Genomic DNA, 20,376 nt, shown 5'->3' with positions numbered 1-20,376 from the left:
TCAGCCGGTCGTGAAGACCGGTCCGACCCAGTAGTTGGTCGAGTTGTAGGAGTTGTTCGGGAAGGCGCTCGTGGCCCCGTACCGGAAGAGCCCGTTGGCGCTGCCGCTGGTGTCGGCGGGCGCCGACAGCGGGTAGTTCAGGTGGGCGCCGGTGAAGAAGGCGCCGTCCGAGGCGTAGTTGCCGTTGGGGGCGTGGTACGAGGCCACGTAGGTGGTGTCCGCCGCGATGGCGACCGGGGTGGCGAAGGTCAGGGTCTGCCAGCCGGTGGCCGTCTCGCCGGTGAAGGTGCCGGTGGCCAGCAGGGTGCCGTCGGCGGCCCACAGGCTGCCCGTGTGGGTACCGGTGTTGGTCGCCCCCTTGTAGAACGTGATGCCCGTGACCTTGCCGCTCAGCGCGGACTGGAAGCGGGTGCCCAGTTCGAGGGAGTTGCCGTCACCGGTCTCCGCCGTCCTCGCGGGCACCGTCTGGGCGCCCCACAGGGTGCAGGGGCAGGCGGCCGGCGGCGGGGTCGGGCTCGTCGTGAAGGACCAGGTGACCGGGTCGGCCATGGCGTTGCCCCACAGGTCGGCCGCCTGCACGGAGACCGTGTACGTGGTGCCGAGCGCCAGCTGGCTGTTGAGCGTGAAGGCCGCCGTCTTGCCGTCCCCGTCGAGCGTGGCCCGGCCCGGGACGGACGTGCCGCCGGGGCCCTGCACGCTGAACACCAGGGTGCCGCTGTCGATGCTCTGGTTGAAGGTGGCGGTCAGCGGGGCCGTGATCGACACCCCGGTCGCCCCCGGGGCCGGGGTGCGGCCGGTGACGGTCGGCGGCACGGTGCTGGCCGAGCCGGTCTCCATGATGGCGTCCACCCAGTAGTTGCTGCCCGCGGACTGCTGGTTCGGGAAGCCGCCGGCGGTGCCGTACCGGTAGACGCCGTTGCCGCCGTCGGTGCCGGACTGGAGCGCCGTCAGCGGGGCAAGCCCGGCGTTCTTGTCGGTGAAGTAGTGCGCGTCGTACGAATATCCGCCGCTGGGGGCGAAGTACGAGGCGATGTACGTGGTGTTGGCCTTCACCGGGACCGGGTTCGCGAACTTCAGCTCCTGCCAGCCGGAGGCGGTCTCGTTGGTGAACGTGCCGGTGGCGAGGAGCTGGCCGCCCGCCGACCACAGGCTGCCCTTGTGGGTGCCGACGTTGGCGGTCGACTTGTAGAAGCGGACGCCGGTGATCGTGCCGGGCACCGAGCTGCGCACCTTCACGCCGAGCTCGACGGAGCTGCCGTCGCCGCTGTTGGCCTTGGTGGGCTGGGCGGTGGCCGGCCACACCGTGCACGGGCACTGCTGCTGGGACACGGTCAGCGGCACGGTGGTGACATTGCCGAGGTTGACGCTGTCGTCGACGGCGCGGACCTTGAGCTGCACCGGACCCTCCGTCAGCGGGGTCCACTTGTAGCTCCAGGTGGTGGTGCCCTCGGCCGCCTTCCAGGTGGTGCCGCCGTCGGTGGAGACCTCCACGCGGGCGACGACGCCGCCCGCGTCGGCCGCCGTGCCGGTGACGGTGACCTGCCGCAGCGCGGGGACCGAGCTGTTCGCGACCGGGTTGGTCACGGTGACGGTGGGGCCCGTGAGGTCCTTGGAGGCCTCGGCGGGGACCAGGTCGTCCTGTCGGCTCTTCGGCTGGATGCCCATGTCGGCCAGGATGTTCACGGTGGCCTGCTGCATCCGCTTGTCGGCGGTGACCACCCCGCCGTTCGGGTCCGCCGTCGGGACGTTGGTCAGACCCCAGGACCACTGGACGGTCCCGGTGCCGAACACCAGGGCGTTGGAGGTCTGGTCACGGAAGGCGACCAGGCTGTGCGTGGCGGTTCCGTTGCCGTAGTAATTGCCCCAGTCGAGCAGGTAGTTGCCGTCGTTGACGTCGACGCTGGTCGAGGAGAGCCGGATCTGTCCGGCCGGCCGGGAGGCGTTCTCTATGTCGCTGTCCCACTCGTAGCCGAGGGTGCCCTGCGGGAAGGTCGCCACCTGGTTGCCGGTGAGCGCGGCGACCGAGGTGTTGCGCCACAGCCGCATCTTCGCGAACTGGGCGGGCACGGTGATGGCGTCGTTCCGGGGGCCGTTCACCTGGAACAGTGAACCGGTGAGGATGTTCTGCGGCCGGTAGGGCTCGCCCTCCTTGGTGCTGTCCGGGTCCATCCAGGTGCCCGTCCACACGTTGCTGGGGTCCGGTATGCCGTTCGGCGTGGGGAACTTGAGCTTGGTCTCCTTGTAGCAGACCAGGGTCCGGTTGGCGGTGCCGCTGCCGTCGATGCTCGGTTCGAGCCGGGTCTTCCAGAAGATCTCGTTGCCGGAGAAGTACGTCTGGTGCTGGCCCGCCTTCCGGGCGTTCAGGACGTTGGTGAACTGCTCCTGCGTCCAGTACTCGTCGTGGCCCTGCGACATGAACATCTTGTGGTTCGCGAGCAGCGCCGAGCCCCGGGTGGCCGTGTCCAGACCGGAGACATAGCTGAGGTCGTAGCCGTTGCGCTCCAGCCACGAGATCATCTCGAACTCGGAGCCGTAGATGCCGTTCTCGCCGCCGATGTCCATCGGCCGGTTGTAACTGACCTTGTACGCGCGCCCGTCGGGGGCCGGGCCCTGGCCGTCGTAGAGGTTGGTGCCGCCCCAGTCGTTGTACGCCTGCCAGGTCTGGTCCGAGGTCTGCACGAGGATCTCGGAGCGGCTGGCGTCGTTGCGCACCACGAAGGGGTACGGCATGAGGCCGTTGCCGTCGGCCTGGTCGAAGTTGGCCACGTAGAGACCGGACACCGCGTCGCTCGGCACGGTCCAGCTCGCGGTGGCGGGCCAGTTGCCGCAGTCCATCAGACCCGTCGGCTGGTCCTTGAGGCAACTGGGCCGCTGCGTGAGGTAGGTGGCGGGATATGTCTGGTCGGCCTGCGCCTGGGTGGAGACCAGCCGGGCGCCGTCACCCCCGTACCAGCCGAGCCGGTAGATCCGGACCCGGTAGGCCGAGGGGGACTGGACCTTGAACTGGAGGGTCTCCCCGGCCTGGAGGCTCATCTTCGTCGGGAATCCCGCGATGTCGCCCCAGGAGCTGCCCGCGAACCAGTCGGACATGGGCGTGCCCGGCTTGGAGTTCTCGCAGACGATGGGATTGCTGCCCGTTCCACAGGGATCGGCGAGCGCGCTCGCCTCTCCGACCGGCGGCAAGAAGATCGCGGTCAGCGCCGCCGCCAGGGCGAACAGGGCGCTTCTCGCTCGACGGAATCGGTTTTGCATCGCCGTACCTTTCACGGGCAGTACAGGTCCGGGCCTTCCGGCCGGGGTGGGGGAGCGGGCCCTAGTTGAGGGCGTACACCAGCGCGTCCACGACCTGCTGCTGCTGGTCGAGGGTGATCTGCGGGAAGAGCGGGAGCGAGAGGATCTCACCGGCGGCCCGCTCGGCGTGCGGGAAGTCGCCCCGGCGGTGGCCGAGATGGGCGTAGGCGGGCGTCAGGTGGACCGGGTCCGGGTAGTGCACCCCGGCGCCGATGCCGCCCGCGTTCAGCTTGCCCACCACGCCGTCGCGGTCCGCCCCGGGCACCCGCACCACATAGAGGTGCCACACGTGCTCGTTGCCCTCGGCGGTGGCCGGGAGCACGAGCCGCCCGGCCGCGGCGAGCGGGGCGAGCAGCTCGTCGTAGCGGGCCGCGGCCGCCCGCCGGGCCGCGTTGCCGGCGGCGAGCCGGCGCAGCTTGGCCCGGAGCACCACGGCCTGGAGCCCGTCGAGACGGCTGTTGAAGCCGGGCACGTCGTGCCGGTACTTCTCGACCCCGCCGTGGTTGGCGATGGCCCGCACCAGAGCGGCGGCCTCCGGGTCGTCCGTGAGCACCGCCCCGGCGTCGCCGTAGGCGCCGAGGTTCTTGCCCGGGTAGAAGCTGGTGGCGGCGATGCCCCCGCTGCCCGGCGTACGCCCGTTCCGGCTCGCTCCCTGGCTCTGGGCGGCGTCCTCGACGATCCGTACGCGCTCCGGGAGCGCCCCGGCGAGCGCGGCCACGTCCGCGCTCTGCCCGTACAGGTGGACCGGCACCACGGCCCGGGTGCCGGACCCGACCGCGGCCAGCGCGGCCTCGGGGTCGATCAGCAGGGTCTCCGGGTCGCAGTCGACCAGGACCGGCCGGGCCCCGATGCGGGCGACCGCGCCGGCCGTGGCGATGAAGGTGTTCGCGGGGACGACGACCTCGTCACCGGCCCCGACCCCGCTCGCCCGCAGCGCCAGCTCCAGGGCGTCGGTGCCGTTGGCGACGCCCACGACATGGGCGACGCCGCCGAACTCCGCGTACTCCCGCTCGAACTCCCGGACCTCCGCGCCGCCGATGAAGGCGGTGCCGGCCAGGACCCGGTCGAATCCGGCGCGTATCTCCTCGGCGACCTCGGCGTGCGCCGCCTTCAGGTCCACCAGGGGGATCTGGTTCATGTGCCGTTCACTCCTCTTACCGGGACGGGCGGGACGGGCGTGAGCTGTGCGAGGGCCGACGGTGCCGCCGCGCGTAGCCGGCGGGCCGGGGATCCTGCCCACACCTCGCCCTCGGGGACGTCGGCCAGGACCGTGCTGCCCATGCCGACGAGCGACCAGGCGCCGACGGTGGTGCCCTCGCGGACCAGGGCGCCCGCGCCGAGGTAGGCGCCCCGGCCGATCCGGGCGCCGCCGCCGAGCCGTACCCCGGAGGCGAGGGTGGCGAAGTCCGCCACCTCGTCGTCGTGGGTGAGGACGGTGTGCGGCATCACCGCGACATGCCGGCCCACCCGCACCGCGGCCGTCAGGACCGTGTGGGCGAGGAGCACCGTGCCGGGGCCGAGCACCGAGGTCGCCGAGACCACCGCGGTCGGGTGCACCACGGTGGCGTAACGCTCCTCCGGCAGGCCGAGACGCTCGACCACCCGGGCCCGGGACGTGTAGTCGCGCGGGCTGCCGACGCAGACCACGAAGGACGCGCCGGGCAGCTCCCGCACCAGCGCGCTGCCGCCGAGCACGGGCACTCCGTCGACCTCGACGCCGTGCAGCGCGGGGTCGTCGTCGAGATGGCCCGCCAGGGGCAGGCCGGCGGCCCGGACGGCCTGCGCGGTCTCCCGCGCGAAGCCGCCGGCGCCGATGATGACGAGCTCGGTCACGGACGCGCCGCCGCTTCCCGCAGGACGGCGACCACGCGGTCCTGCTGCTCCTCCGTCAGGGTGTGGAACAGCGGCAGGATCAGCGAGTCGCGGGCGATCCGCTCGGTGGCCGGCAGCGGCCCGGCCGGGTGGCCCGCGTAGGCCGGCTCCAGATGGCTGGCCATGATGCCCCGGCGGGCCGACACGCCCGCCTCGGCGAGCACGGCGAGCAGTTCGTCGCGGCCCACCGGGAACTCCTCGGCGAGCAGCACCCAGTACGACTGGAAGTTGCCCTCCCCGTGCGCGGGATCGGTCACCGGCGTCAGGCCCGGCACGTCCCGCAGCAGCTCCCCGTAGCGCGCGGCGAGCTCCCTGCGGCGGGCCACCAGCGCGTCCAGCTTCGCCAGTTGGGCGAGGCCGACGGCCGCCTGGATGTCGGTCATCCGGTAGTTGAAGCCGGTCTCCAGGTAGCTCTCCAGGACCGGCTTGCCGCTCGCGTGCCGCTCGGCCGCCGAGACGTTCATCCCGTGCTCGCGCAGCCTGCGCAGCCGCGCCGCCCACTCGGCGTCGTCGGTGGTGACCATCCCGCCCTCGCCCGTGGTGAGCAGCTTGCGCGGGTGGAAGGACCAGGCGGCGAGCAGCGCGCCACGCCCGACGGAGGCCCCGTCGACGGTGGAGCCGATCGCGCAGGCCGCGTCCTCGACCAGCGGCAGCCCCCAGCCCGCGCAGGCGGCCCGCAGCGCGGCCACGTCGGCGGGGACCCCGCCCTGGTGGACGAGGAGGACGGCCTTGGTGCGCGGGGTGCGGACCGCGTCCACGGTGGCCTCGGTGAGGTTGCCGGTGGCGAGCTCGACGTCGGCGAAGACCGGCTCGGCGCCCACGTACCGTACGGCGTTGGCGGTGGCGATGAAGGAGAGCGAGGGGACCACGACCTCGTCCCCGGGGCCGAGGCCGAGCGCGACCAGGGCCAGGTGGAGGGCGGTCGTGCAGGAGCTGACCGCCACGCCGTGCCGGGCGCCGACCCGCTCCGCGAAGGCCCGCTCGAACTCGGCGACCTTCGGCCCCTGCGCGACCCAGCCGGACAGCACGGTGTCGGAGGCCGCCTTGGCCTCCTCCTCGCCGAGCCACGGCACCATCACGGGGATCCGTACGGGGGCCTTCTCGGCTGCTTCCGCGGCTGCTTCGGAGGCGGCGGCCACGTCGGCGTCCGTCCCCGTCGCGCCCTTCTCCGCCCGCCACCAGTCGACCAGGTCCCGCAGACCCGTCCGCAGGTCGATCTCGGCCTTGAAGCCGAGCCGCCCCTCGGCGAGCGTGGTGTCCGCGAGCCGCCGGGTCACCCCGTTGACCGCGCGGGCCGGGCCGTGCACGGGCTCCAGATCGGAGCCCATCACCTCCAGGAGGCCGTCGGCCAGCTCGCGCAGCGAGGTCTCGGTGGCGCTCGCCACGTTGAACACCTCGTCGGTGAGCCCCTCGCGCGCCGCCAGGATGTTGGCGCGGGCGATGTCGCGGACGTCGACGAAGTCCATCGTCTGGGTGCCGTCGCCGAGGATCAGCGGCGGCTCGCCCGCCTCGATCCGCTCCATCCAGCGGATCAGCACCTCCGTGTAGAGGCCGTGGATGTCCATCCGGGGCCCGTACACGTTGAAGTAGCGCAGCGCCACGTAGTCCAGGCCGTACATGGCGTGGAAGCTGCGCAGCATCCCCTCGTTGAAGGCCTTGGCCGCGCCGTAGAACGTGTCGTTGTTGTACGGGTGGTGGCGCTCGGTGGTCGGGAAGGACTCCGCGAGGCCGTACACGGACGCCGAGGAGGAGGCGATCACCTTGCCCACCCCGGCGGCGGCCGCCGCCTCCAGGACGTTGAACGTGCCGTTCACCATGACCTCGTTGGCGAGCCGGGGCTCCTCCGCGCACTGGGTGATGCGGATCGCCGCCAGGTGGTAGACGAGGTCGGCGCCCTCGGTGACCCGGTGGACGGTCGCCGCGTCGCGGATGTCGCCCTCGACGAGCTCGACCCGGCCGCTGGCCAGCGCCTTCGCCAGATTGGCCCGCCGCCCGCGCACGAAGTTGTCCAGGACGACGACCTGGCTCGCACCCCCCTCCACCAGGAGGTCCGTCACATGGGAGCCGATGGTCCCGGCACCGCCGGTGACCAGGACCCGCTTGCCCGCGATATCGCTCAACGCCGTTCTCCCAGCACTTCGTTCCCGTTCTTGATGGACCGGTCGGAGCCGGTCCGCAGGCCGACGACCGCACCGCGGAACTCCAGGCTCCGCGAGGCCGCCTCCAGGATGTCCAGCACCCGCAGCCCGGCCCGGCCGTCGGTCAGCGGCGGCCGGCCCTCCGTGATCGCCGCCGCGAACTCGTCGACCATGCTCCGCAGCGCCTCCTTCTCGCCGATCGCCGGAGCGACCATGTCGCCGCTGCGGTACGAGATGAGGGCCTCCCGGCGCTCGTCCGCGCCCAGCTCCTGGGGCGTCGCCAGGTCCACCCCGCGGTCGAACAGCGCGACGCGCTGCGCCGGGTTGAGGTCGTCCCAGATCAGCGTGCGCTTGGAGCCGCCGACCATGGTGGTGCGGACCTTGGTCGGGGAGAGCCAGTTGACGTGCACATGGGCGATGGCCCCGGTGTTCAGCTGGAGGGTCAGATACGTGATGCAGTCCTGGCCCGCGCCGATCGGGTCGGCGCCGTGCGCGGCGACCGCGACCGGCTCCACGTGCTCGGGCAGGATGAAGTCCAGGATGGACAGGTCGTGCGGGGCGAGGTCCCACAGCACGTCGATGTCCTTCTGGACCAGGCCCAGGTTGATCCGCACCGAGTCCACGTAGTGGATGTCGCCGAGCGCGCCCTCGCGCACCAGCTCGCGGATCTTCGCCACCGCCGGGGTGTAGCAGTAGGTGTGGTCGCACATCAGGGTCAGGCCGCGCTCCTCGGCCTCGGCGACCAGCCGCGCCCCGTCGGCGTACGTGGTGGCCAGCGGCTTCTCGACCAGGACGTGCTTGCCCGCGCGCAGCGCCGCGAGCGCCACGTCCAGGTGGGTGCCGGCCGGGGTGGCGACGGCGACGGCGCGCACCTCCGGGTCGGCGAGCACCGCCGCGTAGTCGTCGGTGGCCTGGACGGTGGAGTAGCCGCCCAGGACCCGCTGGGCGCGGGTGACGTCGAGGTCGCAGAGCCAGCGCAGCCGGAAGCGGTCGCTGGCCTGGAAGTTGCGGACCAGGTTCGGGCCCCAGTAGCCGGCGCCTATGACGGCGACCCCCAGCGGCCCGTCCGGACGAGCCGCGTCCTTCGCGTCGCTCACGTGTGTTCCCTTCATCGTCAGTAGGCCCCCGTCCCGCGCAGGACGGCGGGGCCGGTGCGCAGCAGGATCAGCGCGTCCAGGCCGAGCGACCAGTTGTCCACGTACGCCAGGTCGAGGCGTACGGCCTCGTCCCACGGCAGGTCGGAGCGTCCGCTGACCTGCCACAGGCCGGTGAGGCCCGGTTTGACGAGCAGCCGGCGCCGGACCTCGTGGCTGTATCCGGCGACTTCCTCGGGCAGCGGCGGGCGCGGCCCGATGAGCGACATCCGCCCGTTCAACACGTTCAACAACTGGGGCAGTTCGTCGATCGAGTAGCGGCGCAGCGTGGCGCCTACTCTGGTCACACGGGGATCGTCGCGGACCTTGAACAGCAGGCCGTCGCTGTTGTGGTTGGCGTCCGCGAGCTCCGCCCTGACCGCCTCGGCGTCGGGGCGCATCGTACGGAACTTGAACATGGTGAACTGCTTGCCGTGCAGGCCCACCCGGACCTGCCGGAACAGCGCGGGCCCGCGGCTGCCGAGCCGTACGGCCAGCGCGACGACGCACATCAGGGGTGCGAGCGCGAGCAGCAGCACGGCGGCCGCGAGGCGCTCGGCGAGCTCCTTCGGCAGCCGGGCCCAGCGGGACAGCCGGGGGGCCCGCAGATGGATCAGCGGGACGCCGCCGACCGGCCGGACCGCCAGGCGTGCGGCGGCCACGTCGCCGAAGGCGGGTGCCAGCAGGAAGTCGCCGCCCGCGGCGGCCGTGCTCCAGGAGAGCGCGCGCAGCAGGGTCGCGTCGATCTCCGGCGAGGGCAGCACCACCACGGTGGTGGAGCCGCCGAACCCTCTGATCGCGCCCGGTACTTCGGCCACCCCGCCGAGGATCGGCACGCCCAGCTTGTCGAGCACCGCGCGGCCCCGGGCGTTGCCCGGATCGGTCAGGCACACGCCCGCGATGTCCATGCCCTGGAGCCCGACCCGGCCCGGCGTGCGGTCGGGGCCGCCGTTCCACAGCGCCGACAGGAGTTCGCCGACGCCCGCCGACGGCCCGACCAGGACCGCCGTGGTGCGGTTGCGGCCCTGGGCCCAGTCCCGGCGCAGCCAGCGGCGCAGCAGGAAGCGGGCGGCCAGCGCGAGGACGGCCACGGCCGGGGCCGCCAGGATCATCTCGTGGAGCAGGTCGAGGTCACCGACCAGCCCCCAGCCGAGGACCGCCGCCAGGGCCGGCAGGACCAGGGCGCCGCGCAGCACCCGGCGGTACAGCTCGCCGCCGGAGCCCAACACGCCGCGCTCGTAGGCCCGGTGGGCGCACATCAGGGCGACCCAGGCCGGCGGCAGGCCGATGACGACGGGCCAGTGGCCCACCACGCCGAGGACGCTCACCGCGGCGAGGGCGGCCGCGGTGGTGTCCGCGGCCAGCAGGATTATCTGGTGTCTTCTCCGCCACCACAGGCGGTGGACATCGAAATGTGTGGATTCGACTCGATGCCGCTCATGCGTGACCGGCAGGACGGTCATCCATTCCCCCCAAGGGCGCTTCCCGCGCAACCCGTCGATCCCCCGTGCCCTTCCCCAGGGACTGTCCACGAGAGCGGCTCGCGGGCAGGGAAAGGCAGCGGTGGTGCGACGAGGGTGCGCGGCTCTTCCGCCTGACTGAACAATGCGGACCGCGGTCGTGAGTCTCCCCAGCCACGGCCGTGTCCGCACAGGACGCAGAATCCACCCGGGACGAGTCGTGTTCGTGCCCCAGCGGATCCGGCAGCGCTCAATCTAGACCAACTGGGGCAGGCCATCCAGGAGTTGTGTGAAACTCCTACCGATACTTGAAGGAACTGTAAGAGTGGGACTCCTTGGTCATACTGTCCCCGTGCCCAGCATCGTGATCCCCGCCCACAACGAGGAACGCACCCTCGGCCGCCTCCTGGACGCCCTCCTGGACGGCGCCCGCGACGAGGAGTTCGACATCGTCGTCGTGTGCAACGGCTGTACGGACGCCACCGCCCGCGTCGCCGCGGGGCGCGGCCCGCGCGTCCGGGTCGTCGAGACGCCCGTGCCCTCCAAACACGAGGCCCTGCGGCTCGGCGACGAGCACGCCCGCGGCTTCCCCCGGATCTACGTGGACGCCGACGTGGTGCTCGGCGCCGGGGACGTGCGCGCCCTGGCCGCCGCGCTCGCCGCACCCGGCGAGGTCCTCGCCGCCGCGCCCGAACGGGAGTTGCCGATGACCGGCTGCTCCTGGCGGGTGCGCGCGTACTACCGGGTGTGGCAGCGGCTGCCCGCCGTGCGTGAGGGGCTCTTCGGGCGGGGCGTCATCGCCATGTCCGGCGAGGGCCACGCCCGGATCGCCGCGCTGCCGCCCCTGATGGCCGACGACCTGGCCGCCTCGCTCGCCTTCGGGCCGGCCGAACGCAGCGTGGTCCGGACCGCCCGGGTGGTCGTCCGGCCGCCCCGCACCTGGCGGGACCTGATCCGCCGCAGGGTGCGGGCGGCCACCTCCACGGCCCAACTGGAGGACCACCAGGCCCGATCGGCGCCCGGGCAGGCCCCGACGGAGCCCGCCGCGCCGCCCTCGGCCCGTACCGGCGTCTCCGACCTGCGGGCCCTGCTGCGCGCCGACCCGACGCTGCTGCCCGCCGTCGTCGTCTTCCTCTCGGCGGCGCTCGCGGCGCGCAGGGGCGCGCGCAAGGCCATCAGGGCGCGGGACTTCGACACCTGGCTGAGGGACGAGAGCAGCCGACAGGACTGAATCCCGGCCGCATCCCGACCGCATCCCGACCGAGTTCCGGACCGAACGAAGGGTTCCGCCCCGCCGGATGATCATCGCCGCCTACGCTGCGAGTGAGCACACCAGGGGAGGGGCCCTTCATGAGAATCCGGATTCCCGGGCGGCGTTCCGTCGCCGTCGCGGCGGCGCTCGCCGCCTGCGCGGCCTGGACCGCCGTCGCCCCGGCGTCGGCCGAGACGCCCGGCGCGGGAGGGGTGCCCGAGGGCCCGCTCACCACCGCGACCAGGTTCTACGTCGACCCCGACAGCGGTGCCGCACGGCAGGCACTCACCGACGAAGCAGCCGGGGCGGCCGGGGACGCCGAGAACATGCGCCGGCTCGCCGCGCTGCCGCAGGCCGCCTGGTTCACCCAGGGCACTCCCGGGGGCGTACGCGCCGGAGTGGGCGCCCTCATGGCGCGGGCGCGCGCCGCGCAGCAGGTCCCCGTGCTCGTCGCGTACAACATCCCCGGCCGTGACTGCGGGCTCTACTCCAGCGGCGGCGCCGCCTCCTCGGCCGCCTACCGCGACTGGATCGCCGCCTTCGCCGAGGGCGTCGGCGCGGGCCCGGCGCTGGTGATCCTGGAGCCCGACGCCCTGGCCGCGCTGCCCAAGGACTGCGCCGGAAACGTGGACCCGACCGGCGCGCTCACCGCCGCCCGCCTGGCCGACCTCGACTTCGCCGTCACGACGCTCAAGCGGAGCCCCGGCACCTCCGTCTACCTCGACGCGGGCAACAGCCAGTGGAAGGCCGTCGGCGACATCGCCCGGCGGCTGATCGACGCCGGGGTGGCCAAGGCCGACGGCTTCTCCCTGAACGTCTCCAACTTCCAGCCCACCGACCAGCTCACCCGCTACGGCACCTGGGTCTCGAAGTGCGTCTGGTTCGCCACCCGGGGCCCCGACTGGGCGCGCGGCCACACCGACTGGTGCGCGAGCCAGTACTACTCCGGCGCCGCCCCCAACGACGGCGCGCCCGGCAACGCGGTCTCGGCGGCCGACCCGTCCACCTGGCACTGGACCGACGCCTGGTACGCCCAGGCCACCGGCAGCCCCGCCACCACCGAGCTCCTCCACTTCGTCGTCGACACCAGCCGCAACGGCCGCGGCCCCTGGACCCCCGCCCCCGGCACGTACGCCGACCCGGAGACCTGGTGCAACCCGCCCGGCCGGGGCATCGGCCCGCGCCCCACCGCCGACACCGGGGTCCCGCTGGCCGACGCCTTCCTGTACGTGAAGATCGTCGGCGAGTCCGACGGGAGCTGCGCCCGGGGCACCGGCGGCACCCTGGATCCCGTGTACGGCGTCGTCGACCCGCCCGCCGGTGCCTGGTGGCCCGCGCTCGCCCACGGTCTGGCCCGCGAGGCCCTTCCCGCCCTGACTCTCGACGCGGGCCCCGTCCTTGCGCGATGATCACGCCCGCACCACGCCACCCCCCTCACATCCCCCAACCAGGAGGACGTTGATGGCACGCCGCACAACCCGCGGCCTGATCGCCGCGGCCACCGCCACCGTGGCGCTGGCCGCCCCGGTCACGACGGCCACGGCCGCCGCACCCGCCGCGAGCGGCCCGCAGGCCCGTATCTTCATGGTCAACCCGGTGCAGTCCTCGGGCGACCAGACGCTCGACGACGCGAAGGACGCCGCCGACGCGGTGCCCGCCTCCGCGTACACCACCGCCGTGCTGCGCAACCTCGACGGCAGTGGCGGACTCTCCGGGCGCTGGGCGTACGTCAGGTCCGAGACGGGCGCCCCCGCGAAGACCGCCGACGCCGGCGCGTACAACCGGCACGACGACCAGTTCGAGCAGGTCATGGCCTACTTCTGGGTCAACGAGGCGCAGGAGTACCTCCAGGGCCTCGGCTTCGGCGGCGAGCTCCCCGGCGCCAACGACCGCCCCCAGGCCGTGCGGCTCAACCAGTGGGGCTCGGACAACTCCTTCTTCACCGACAAGAAGGACGAGATCCGCTTCGGCAAGGGCGGTGTCGACGACGCCGAGGACGCCGAGGTGATCGTGCACGAGTACGGCCACGCCGTGCACGAGGCCCAGGTGCCCGGCTTCGGCTCCACCGCCGAGTCCGGCGCGATCGGCGAGGCCTTCGGCGACTACCTGGCCGTCGAGGTCGGCAGCCACGCCGCCGCCCGCTACGGCTGGGCGGTCAAGACGGACCTCGCCTGCGTCGCCGACTGGGACTCCGTCCCGTACAGCACGGCCCCGCACTGCCTGCGCCGGGTCGACGGCGACAAGACCTACGCGGACCGGGTCGGCGAGGTGCACGCGGACGGCGAGATCTGGTCCCGCGCCCTGTGGGACATCCGGGGCGCGCTCGGCGCCCGTACCGCCGACCGGATCATCGTGAACGCGCAGTTCGGCTTCGCGCCCGACACGTCCTTCTCGGACGCGGCGACGAAGACGATCGCCACGGCCCAGCGGATGTACGGCCCGGACGCGGCGAACGCGGTCCGCGCCGCCTTCCGGGGCCGCGCCATCCCGGGGGTCTGACACCCGGGCCGGTACGGAAACGAGGGGGGCGGGGTCCGGGGCACACCACCCCGGACCCCGCCCCCCGGCGTACGCCCCTCAGCGCACGCCCTTGATGCCCGCGACCGAAGCCGCCCCGAGCAGGGTGAGCAGCGCCGCCCCGACGTACAGGCCGTCGTAGCCCACCGTGCCGACGAGGAGCGAGGCCAGGAACGGGGCGATGATCTGCGGGCCCGCGTTGGCGATGTTGAGGACGCCCATGTCACGGGCGGCGTCGTCGGCGCTGGGCAGCACCAGCGTGACCAGGGCGGTGTCCACGGCCATGAAGCTGCCGAAGGCCAGCGCGGTCAGGACGGTGAAGACGAGCATGCCGGTCCATGTCGGCAGGAACACCGGGACCAGCATGGACACGCCGCTCAGCGCGCAGGACACGGCGATCATCGGCTTGCGCCGGCCGATGCGGTCGGAGAGCAGACCGCCGGCGACCGTGGCGAGCAGCGTGCAGACGGCGTCGATCGGGGCCGTGATCGCCACGGCGTCGGTGGGGGAGAGCCCGGCGGGCAGCTCGATGTGGTCCTGGAGGATGTACAGCTGGTAGAGGGAGACGGCGAAGAAGCCCAGCATCAGCAGGAAGCGCCCGATGAACGCCCAGCGGAAGTCGGCGTTCCCGAGCGTGGAGGCGAACGCCGCGAACTGGCGTCCCAGCGGCACCCTTTCGGCCGGGGCCGGGCTCCTGCGGTCCCGCACCAGGGCGGTGAAGAGGACGGCCGCGCCCGCGATGACCGCGCCCATCACGAGATACCCGGTGGTGAGCGAGTCCGGCACGAAGAGCGCGGCGACGGTGATGCCGACCGCCGAGCCGATCGGGGTGCCGATGCCGACCATCGCCGAGGCGAGACCGCGCCGTTCGACCGGCACCCGGTCGGGCACCACGGCGGTGAGCGCCGCCTGGTAGACGTTCATCGTCGCCTGGACGAGACACCAGGCGACGGTCACCAGCAGCACGGTCCGCACGGCGCCGAGCAGGGCCAGCGCGCCGAGGGCCGCGAGGCCGCCGCCCAGGATCCACGGGTTGCGGCGGCCCGAACGGTCGGAGAGCAGACCGGCGAGCGGGTTGAACAGCGTCGCGAAGATCGCGGCGACACCGGAGACGAGCCCCAGGTTCGCCACCTTGTCGGCCGGGTCGAGGAGTTCGACCTGCACCGGCAGCAGGATGCCGCCGACGCCCATGTAGACCGTGAACATGGCCGCGTGGGCGAGCGTGAGCAGCGGCATCAGTCGGCGCAGACCGCCGCCGGACGCGGGTCTCGCCTCGGTGGGCAGGGCGGTGTCGGGGGAGTTCAACGGGGCCTCCTTGGCCGTGGAGCAGAGGTGCGGGTGGCGTGGGGGGCCCAGGTGGTGCGGGTGGTTCAAGTGAGAGGAGAGAGAGGAGGCTTCGCCCGTGTCAGCTGCCGAAGCCGAGGCCGGCCCGGTCCAGGGTCCGCAGCCACAGGTTGCGGCGGCCCTCGTGGGCGTCGGCGCGGGCGAGGGACCACTGGGTGATGCCGATGCCCAGCGAGCGCACCGGCTCGGGCGGGAACGGCAGGGGCTTGCGGCGGACCAGTTCCAGGGAGGTGCGTTCGGTGCGCTGTCCGGCGAGCAGGTCGAGCATGACCTCCGCGCCGAAGCGGGTGGCGCCGACGCCCAGGCCCGTGTAGCCGGCCGCGTAGGCGACCTTGCCGCGGTGGCTGGTGTCGAAGAAGACGCAGAAGCGCGTGCTGGTGTCGATGGCGCCGCCCCAGGCGTGGCTGAAGCGCACCCCGGCGAGCTGCGGGAACGTGGCGAAGAAGTGCCGGGCGAGGGTGACGTAGGACGCGGGCCGCTGATCGTGCTCGGCCCGCACCTCCCGCCGGTGCACGGCGTCGTAGCCGCCCCACAGGATGCGGTTGTCGGCGGAGAGCCGCACGTAGTGGAAGCTGTTGGCGCAGTCGGCCCAGCCCTGGCGGTTCTTCCAGCCCACGGAGGCGAGTTGGGCCTCCGTCAGGGGTTCCGTCATCAGCGCGTAGTCGTAGACCGGGACGGTGTACGGGCGGTGCCGGCGCAGCAGCGAGGGGTACGCGTTGGTGGCGAGGGCGACCCGGCGGGCGCGTACCCGGCCGTACGGGGTGGTGACCGCGACCCGGGCGCCGTCCTCGGTGAGCCCGGTGCCGGGGGTGTGCTCGTAGACCCGGACGTCCAGTTCCTGGCAGGCGCGCTTCAGGCCCCAGGCCAGCTTGGCGGGGTCGACCATGGCGACACCGTCCTTGTCCCACAGGCCGCCGAGGAAGGTCGGGGAGTCGATCTCGGCGCGGACGGCGGCCTCGTCGAGCGGCGTCAGCTCCGTGCCGTAGCGCCGGGCGGCCTCGATCTCCTCCTCCAGCCCGGCGAGCTGGTACGGCTCGGTCGCCACGGCGAGGGAGCCGGTGCGCTCCCAGTCGCAGTCGATCCCGTAGCGCTCGATGGTGTCCTGCATGGCCTGGAGGTTCTCCCGGCCGAGGCGCTCCAGGCGGCCGATCTCGTTCGGCCAGCGCGCGATGCCGTTGCCCAGGCCGTGGGTGAGGCTCGACTCGCAGAAGCCGCCGTTGCGGCCGGAGGCGGCGCCGCCGACCTGTTCCGCCTCGATGACGACCACGTCGGCGGACGGGTCGCGCTCCTTGGCGATGAGCGCGGTCCACAGTCCGGTGTAGCCGCCGCCGACGACCAGCAGGTCGCAGTCGGTGGGGCCGACGAGGGCGGGGGACGCCTGCGGCCTGCCCGGGTGGTCCAGCCAGAACGGGGTGGGCGAGGCGTCGCGGAGCGCGTGCACGGGGTCGGGGTTCATGGGGGCGGGGCTCCTTCGGATCGCGGAGGTACGGGCCTCCGAAGTGCCGCCATGAGAACCGGCCGGGCGATTTTGCGTCAATGGTGTTGACGTAAGCCGCGCGCGGGCCCGGGGCCCGCCGGATCCGCCCGGGTCAGCCCTTGCGGTGCGCGGCGAGCCGGGCCCCCACCGCGTCCAGCATCAGCTCCAGCGCGAAGGGGTGCCCGCTCTCGCTCATGTCCGCCGCGAGCAGCGGGAACGTCGCGGCGACATGCGGGTGGGTGGCGGCCGACAGCTTCCCGTACGCCGCGTGCCAGACCTGCTCGTCGGCCTCCCGGGCGGGCTCCGGCAGGGCGAGGGCGGCCGCGTCCAGGGCGGCGAACGCGAGCGCCTGGTCCACGAACGCGTGGTAGATCCGCACCGCCTCGGCGTCCGGGAAGCCCGCCCCGCGCAGCACCGAGAGGATCGCCTCGACGGCCCGGGTCTCGTGCTCGCGGCCCGTCGTGCGGTGCGCCGCGAGCGCCGCCGCCTGCGGATTGGCCAGATAGGCGGCGTGCACGCGCAGGGCGATGTCCCGCAGGTCGGACCGCCAGTCGCCGGTGGCCCGCCAGCCCCGCTGCGCGATGCCGATCAGCTCGTCGGCGAGGGCCAGCAGCAGATCGTCGGTGTTGCGGAAGTAGCGGTAGATCGCGCTCGGATCGGCGCCCAGGGCGGCGCCCAGGCGGCGTACCGACAACGCCTCCGCGCCGTGCTGCGCGACCAGCCGCAGCGCGGTCTCGATGATGATCCGCTCGGAAAGGACGGTGCCCTGCTTGGTGGGGCGCCTGCGCTGTCGCCGGTTCTCCGGCACCACTCGTTCGGCCATGCCGCCGGACCTTATGTCAACGCCCTTGACGTGTAAACCACCGCACCGGTTGCATGACGCCCCTCGCACCGGCCCCGCTCCCGGGGCCCGTCCGGCGGTCCAGGGCGGCAACGGCCCCGGCCCCTCACCCTCCAGGAGTACGTACATGAGCACGGCCGACCTGGTCTTCACCGGTGGCCCCGTCTTCACGGGCGACCCCGCCCGGACCCGGGCCACCTCCCTCGCCGTCGTCGGCGAGCGGATCATCGCCGTCGGCCACGACGAGGTCCGCGCCCTGATCGGTCCGCGGACCGAGGTCGTCGACCTGGCGGGCAGGCTGCTGATCCCCGGCTTCCAGGACGCCCACATCCACGCCGTCTCCGGCGGCATGGAGATGGCCCAGTGCGACCTCACCGGCACCACCGGCGTCGACGACTACCTGCGGATCATCGGCGGGTACGCGGCCGAGCACCCCGACCGCCCCTGGATCACCGGCGGCGGCTGGTCCATGGAGAGCTTCGAGGGCGGGCTGCCCTCCCGGCAGCTCCTGGACACGGTCGTCGCCGACCGGCCGGTCCTCCTGGTCAACCGCGACCACCACGGAGCATGGGCCAACTCCCGTGCCCTGGAGCTCGCCGGGATCACCGCCGAGACGCCCGACCCGGCCGACGGCCGCATCGAGCGCGAGACCGACGGGACGCCGAGCGGAGTCCTCCAGGAGGGCGCGGTCGCCCTCGTCCAGCGGCTCGTCCCGGCGAGCACCGCGACCGACCGGCTCGACGGCCTGCTGCGCGCCCAGGCGATGCTGCACTCGCTCGGCATCACCGGCTGGCAGGACGCCCTCCTCGGCTCCTTCAGCGGGATCACCGACCCCTCCGACGCCTATCTCACCGCCGCCCAGGACGGCACCCTCACCGCGCGGGTCAGCGGCGCGCTGTGGTGGGACCGGGCGCGCGGCGCCGAGCAGATCCCCGAACTCGTCGAGCGGCGCGCCAAGTCGCACCACGGGCGCTTCCGGGCCGGCTCGGTGAAGATCATGCAGGACGGCGTCGCGGAGAACTTCACCGCCGCCATGATGAGCCCCTACCTCGACGCCTGCGGCTGCGCGACCGCGAACAGCGGGCTGAGCTTCGTCGACCCCGAGGCGCTGCGCGGATACGTCACCGAGCTCGACGCGCTCGACTTCCAGGTGCACTTCCACGCGCTCGGCGACCGCGCCGTCCGCGAGGCCCTGGACGCGGTCGAGGCCGCGGTCGAGGCCAACGGCCGCCGCGGCAACCGGCACCACCTGGCCCACCTCCAGGTCGTGCACCCCGACGACATCGCCCGCTTCGCCCGCCTCGGCGCGCTCGCCAACATCCAGCCGCTGTGGGCCGCGCACGAGCCGCAGATGGACGAGCTGACGATCCCGTTCCTCGGCCCCGAACGCGCCGCCCGGCAGTACCCGTTCGGCGACCTGGTCCGGGCCGGCGCCACCCTGGTCGCGGGCAGCGACTGGCCGGTCTCCAGCCCCGACCCGCTGGCCGGTCTGCACGTGGCCGTCAACCGGGCCGAGCCCGGCGCCACCGACGGCCGGGTCTTCCTGCCCGAGCAGCGCCTCGACCTCACCACCGCCCTCGCCGCCTACACGGCGGGCTCCGCCCACGTCGGCGGTCACGACGAGGCCGGCAGCCTGCGCGCCGGGTACCTCGCGGACCTCGTCGTCCTCGACCGCGACATCCTCACCGCGCCCGCCGAGGAGATCGCCGAGGCCCGCGTGGAGCAGACCTTCGTCGGCGGCACCCGCGTGTACGCGGGCTAGGGGGACGTCATGCCGCTCGCGCCGGACCGGCGAGGAAAGCCGCGCACCCGCGCGGGGTGCCGCGCCCCCGGCGCGCCCGGCGGAACTGTCCGCGCGGTTGCCGCCGTTGCCGCCGGGCCTGCCGGGCCCGCCGCCGGGCCAACCGCCGTCGATCGGGTCGCCGCGCGGCCCCCGTCAGGTGGAGGACCGCACCCTGAGCCGGGCGGAGAGCAGCACACCCGGGGGGGTGCTGCCTCCGTCCTCCAGGGCTCGGACGAGCAGCGAGAGGCCCGCCTCGGCGACGTCGGCCGGGCGCAGGCTCAGCGTGGTGACCGGAGGGTCGGCGTGGGCGGCGGAGCTGTCCTCGCTGACGCACACGAGCCGCACGTCCCCGGGCACCGCGAGGCCGAGCCGCCGCGCGGCGTCCAGGACCAGCGGCGGGCTCGCCTCCGCCACGACGAACAGCCCGTCGGGCCGGGGGAGCGCGCCCAGCGTCTCCTCGACCGACCGGATCACCGGCCCGTTGCCGGGCGCGGGGACCAGGGTCACCAGCTCCTCGGCGCCGTGCCGCGCGCACCACGCGCGGTAGGCGGCGTGGACCTGCCGGTGGAAGCGGGTCGTGCTGTCGGGCAGGACGAGCGCGGTCCGCCGGGACCCCCGCTCCCGCAGGTGGTCCAGGGAGTCCCGTACCGCGGCCTCCGTGTCCAGGTCGACCCAGTACGCACCGGTCCGTCCCGCGACCGAGGCGTCGCTGAAGACCGGGATACGGGCGGCGAGGAAGTCCTCCACCAGGGGATCGTCCTCGACGGGGTCGGCGACGATCACCGCGTCCAGCGGCAGATCGGCCCACTCCCGCTGGAGCGTCCCCGCGGGCAGCATCACCATCGCGTACCCGTGTCTCAGGGCGGCGGCCGCGGTCGCGCTCGTCAGCTGGGCGAAGTACGGCGAGTCCAGGTAGGTCCAGGGCTCGCCGGCGAACTCGCCCACGACGTAGCCGATCAGCCGGGCCCGCCCGGCGCGCAGTTGCCGGGCGGTGGCGTTGGGCCGGTAGCCCATCCGCCGCGCGGTCTCGCGCGCCCGCTCCCGCACGGCGGGGGAGAGGCGCCCGGTGCCGTTGAGCGCGGCGGAGACGGTCGTCTTCGAGAGCCCGGCCTCACGGGCCACGTCGACGAGCCTGACCCGGGGTCCTGGCGGTCGCGCGCCGGGTCCGCCGGGCCTGTCCCCGGCATGCCCTCCGTGCTGTTCAGATGTGGTCACGCTCCGATGCTGCCACCTCCGTGACCTCTGCAAAACCGTTCCCGCAAAGTCTT

14 protein-coding genes are annotated in these 20,376 nt (G+C 73.5%); 4 read left to right on the top strand and 10 right to left on the bottom strand.

The window, feature by feature from the left end:
* The 6 genes from ABTZ54_RS21555 to ABTZ54_RS21530 all read right to left on the bottom strand — a co-directional run bounded on the left by ABTZ54_RS21555 (position 1) and on the right by ABTZ54_RS21530 (position 9,897).
* Positions 1 to 3,252, bottom strand: a complete 3,252-nt coding sequence (locus ABTZ54_RS21555; protein ID WP_351665582.1) for a DUF4082 domain-containing protein — start codon at positions 3,250 to 3,252, stop codon at positions 1 to 3.
* 61 nt (positions 3,253 to 3,313) lie between these two features.
* Positions 3,314 to 4,429 carry a DegT/DnrJ/EryC1/StrS family aminotransferase gene (locus ABTZ54_RS21550; RefSeq protein WP_351665580.1) on the bottom strand — a complete coding sequence of 372 codons (1,116 nt, stop codon included), beginning with the start codon at positions 4,427 to 4,429 and terminating at the stop codon, positions 3,314 to 3,316.
* Entirely contained in the window at positions 4,426 to 5,124 is a 699-nt protein-coding gene (locus ABTZ54_RS21545; RefSeq protein ID WP_351665578.1) for an acetyltransferase, read from the bottom strand. The genes ABTZ54_RS21550 and ABTZ54_RS21545 overlap by 4 nt, the downstream gene beginning before the upstream one ends.
* Complete coding sequence (locus ABTZ54_RS21540) at positions 5,121 to 7,283, bottom strand: aminotransferase class I/II-fold pyridoxal phosphate-dependent enzyme (RefSeq protein WP_351665576.1); 2,163 nt, start codon at positions 7,281 to 7,283, stop codon at positions 5,121 to 5,123. Before ABTZ54_RS21540 ends, ABTZ54_RS21545 begins: the two co-directional genes overlap by 4 nt.
* Positions 7,280 to 8,398, bottom strand: a complete 1,119-nt coding sequence (locus ABTZ54_RS21535) for a Gfo/Idh/MocA family protein (protein WP_351665574.1) — start codon at positions 8,396 to 8,398, stop codon at positions 7,280 to 7,282. Before ABTZ54_RS21535 ends, ABTZ54_RS21540 begins: the two co-directional genes overlap by 4 nt.
* Positions 8,399 to 8,415: 17 nt before the next feature.
* Complete coding sequence (locus tag ABTZ54_RS21530; RefSeq protein ID WP_351665570.1) at positions 8,416 to 9,897, bottom strand: sugar transferase; 1,482 nt, start codon at positions 9,895 to 9,897, stop codon at positions 8,416 to 8,418.
* Between the two features lie 349 nt (positions 9,898 to 10,246).
* On the opposite strand from ABTZ54_RS21530, the gene ABTZ54_RS21525 reads away from it, so the two are divergent.
* The 3 genes from ABTZ54_RS21525 to ABTZ54_RS21515 all read left to right on the top strand — a co-directional run bounded on the left by ABTZ54_RS21525 (position 10,247) and on the right by ABTZ54_RS21515 (position 13,645).
* Positions 10,247 to 11,125: a glycosyltransferase family 2 protein gene (locus ABTZ54_RS21525; RefSeq protein ID WP_351665568.1), complete on the top strand. Its 879-nt coding sequence runs from the start codon at positions 10,247 to 10,249 to the stop codon at positions 11,123 to 11,125.
* 119 nt (positions 11,126 to 11,244) lie between these two features.
* Positions 11,245 to 12,555 carry a glycoside hydrolase family 6 protein gene (locus tag ABTZ54_RS21520; RefSeq protein ID WP_351665566.1) on the top strand — a complete coding sequence of 437 codons (1,311 nt, stop codon included), beginning with the start codon at positions 11,245 to 11,247 and terminating at the stop codon, positions 12,553 to 12,555.
* Positions 12,556 to 12,607: 52 nt separating this feature from the next.
* Entirely contained in the window at positions 12,608 to 13,645 is a 1,038-nt protein-coding gene (locus ABTZ54_RS21515) for a M4 family metallopeptidase (RefSeq protein WP_351665564.1), read from the top strand.
* 78 nt (positions 13,646 to 13,723) lie between these two features.
* Here the strand turns inward: ABTZ54_RS21515 and ABTZ54_RS21510 are convergent, their stop codons facing one another.
* The 3 genes from ABTZ54_RS21510 to ABTZ54_RS21500 form a co-directional block, all read right to left on the bottom strand.
* Complete coding sequence (locus ABTZ54_RS21510) at positions 13,724 to 14,968, bottom strand: MFS transporter (protein ID WP_351665562.1); 1,245 nt, start codon at positions 14,966 to 14,968, stop codon at positions 13,724 to 13,726.
* A 100-nt stretch (positions 14,969 to 15,068) separates the two neighbouring features.
* A complete protein-coding gene (locus ABTZ54_RS21505; protein WP_351665560.1) occupies positions 15,069 to 16,463 on the bottom strand; it encodes an NAD(P)/FAD-dependent oxidoreductase in 1,395 nt (464 codons plus the stop codon).
* Between the two features lie 133 nt (positions 16,464 to 16,596).
* On the bottom strand, positions 16,597 to 17,307 hold the full coding sequence (locus ABTZ54_RS21500; protein ID WP_351665558.1) for a TetR/AcrR family transcriptional regulator: 711 nt from the start codon (positions 17,305 to 17,307) through the stop codon (positions 16,597 to 16,599).
* 145 nt (positions 17,308 to 17,452) lie between these two features.
* Here ABTZ54_RS21500 and ABTZ54_RS21495 point away from each other — a divergent pair, with 145 nt between their 5' ends.
* Positions 17,453 to 19,087 (top strand): amidohydrolase, encoded by a 1,635-nt coding sequence (locus ABTZ54_RS21495; protein ID WP_351665556.1) that lies wholly within the window; start codon positions 17,453 to 17,455, stop codon positions 19,085 to 19,087.
* Positions 19,088 to 19,261: 174 nt separating this feature from the next.
* On the opposite strand, the gene ABTZ54_RS21490 is transcribed toward ABTZ54_RS21495, so the two are convergent.
* Complete coding sequence (locus ABTZ54_RS21490) at positions 19,262 to 20,230, bottom strand: LacI family DNA-binding transcriptional regulator (protein WP_351665554.1); 969 nt, start codon at positions 20,228 to 20,230, stop codon at positions 19,262 to 19,264.
* Positions 20,231 to 20,376 lie beyond the last annotated feature (146 nt).

The organism is Streptomyces sp. NPDC094032 (genome assembly GCF_040303965.1).
In the GTDB taxonomy this organism is placed as follows: domain Bacteria; phylum Actinomycetota; class Actinomycetes; order Streptomycetales; family Streptomycetaceae; genus Streptomyces.
Note: the sequence above shows the minus strand (reverse complement) of the source record. Positions and strands in the feature narration are given on the sequence as shown.

Bases quoted from the DNA above. Each gene is read 5' to 3' on its own strand.
- ABTZ54_RS21555 (WP_351665582.1), bottom strand. From the start codon at position 3,252: ATGCAAAACCGATTCCGTCGAGCGAGAAGCGCCCTGTTCGCCCTGGCG.
- ABTZ54_RS21550 (WP_351665580.1), bottom strand. From the start codon at position 4,429: ATGAACCAGATCCCCCTGGTGGACCTGAAGGCGGCGCACGCCGAGGTC.
- ABTZ54_RS21530 (WP_351665570.1), bottom strand. From the start codon at position 9,897: ATGACCGTCCTGCCGGTCACGCATGAGCGGCATCGAGTCGAATCCACA.
- ABTZ54_RS21520 (WP_351665566.1), top strand. From the start codon at position 11,245: ATGAGAATCCGGATTCCCGGGCGGCGTTCCGTCGCCGTCGCGGCGGCG.
- ABTZ54_RS21515 (WP_351665564.1), top strand. From the start codon at position 12,608: ATGGCACGCCGCACAACCCGCGGCCTGATCGCCGCGGCCACCGCCACC.
- ABTZ54_RS21505 (WP_351665560.1), bottom strand. From the start codon at position 16,463: ATGAACCCCGACCCCGTGCACGCGCTCCGCGACGCCTCGCCCACCCCG.
- ABTZ54_RS21500 (WP_351665558.1), bottom strand. From the start codon at position 17,307: ATGGCCGAACGAGTGGTGCCGGAGAACCGGCGACAGCGCAGGCGCCCC.
- ABTZ54_RS21495 (WP_351665556.1), top strand. From the start codon at position 17,453: ATGAGCACGGCCGACCTGGTCTTCACCGGTGGCCCCGTCTTCACGGGC.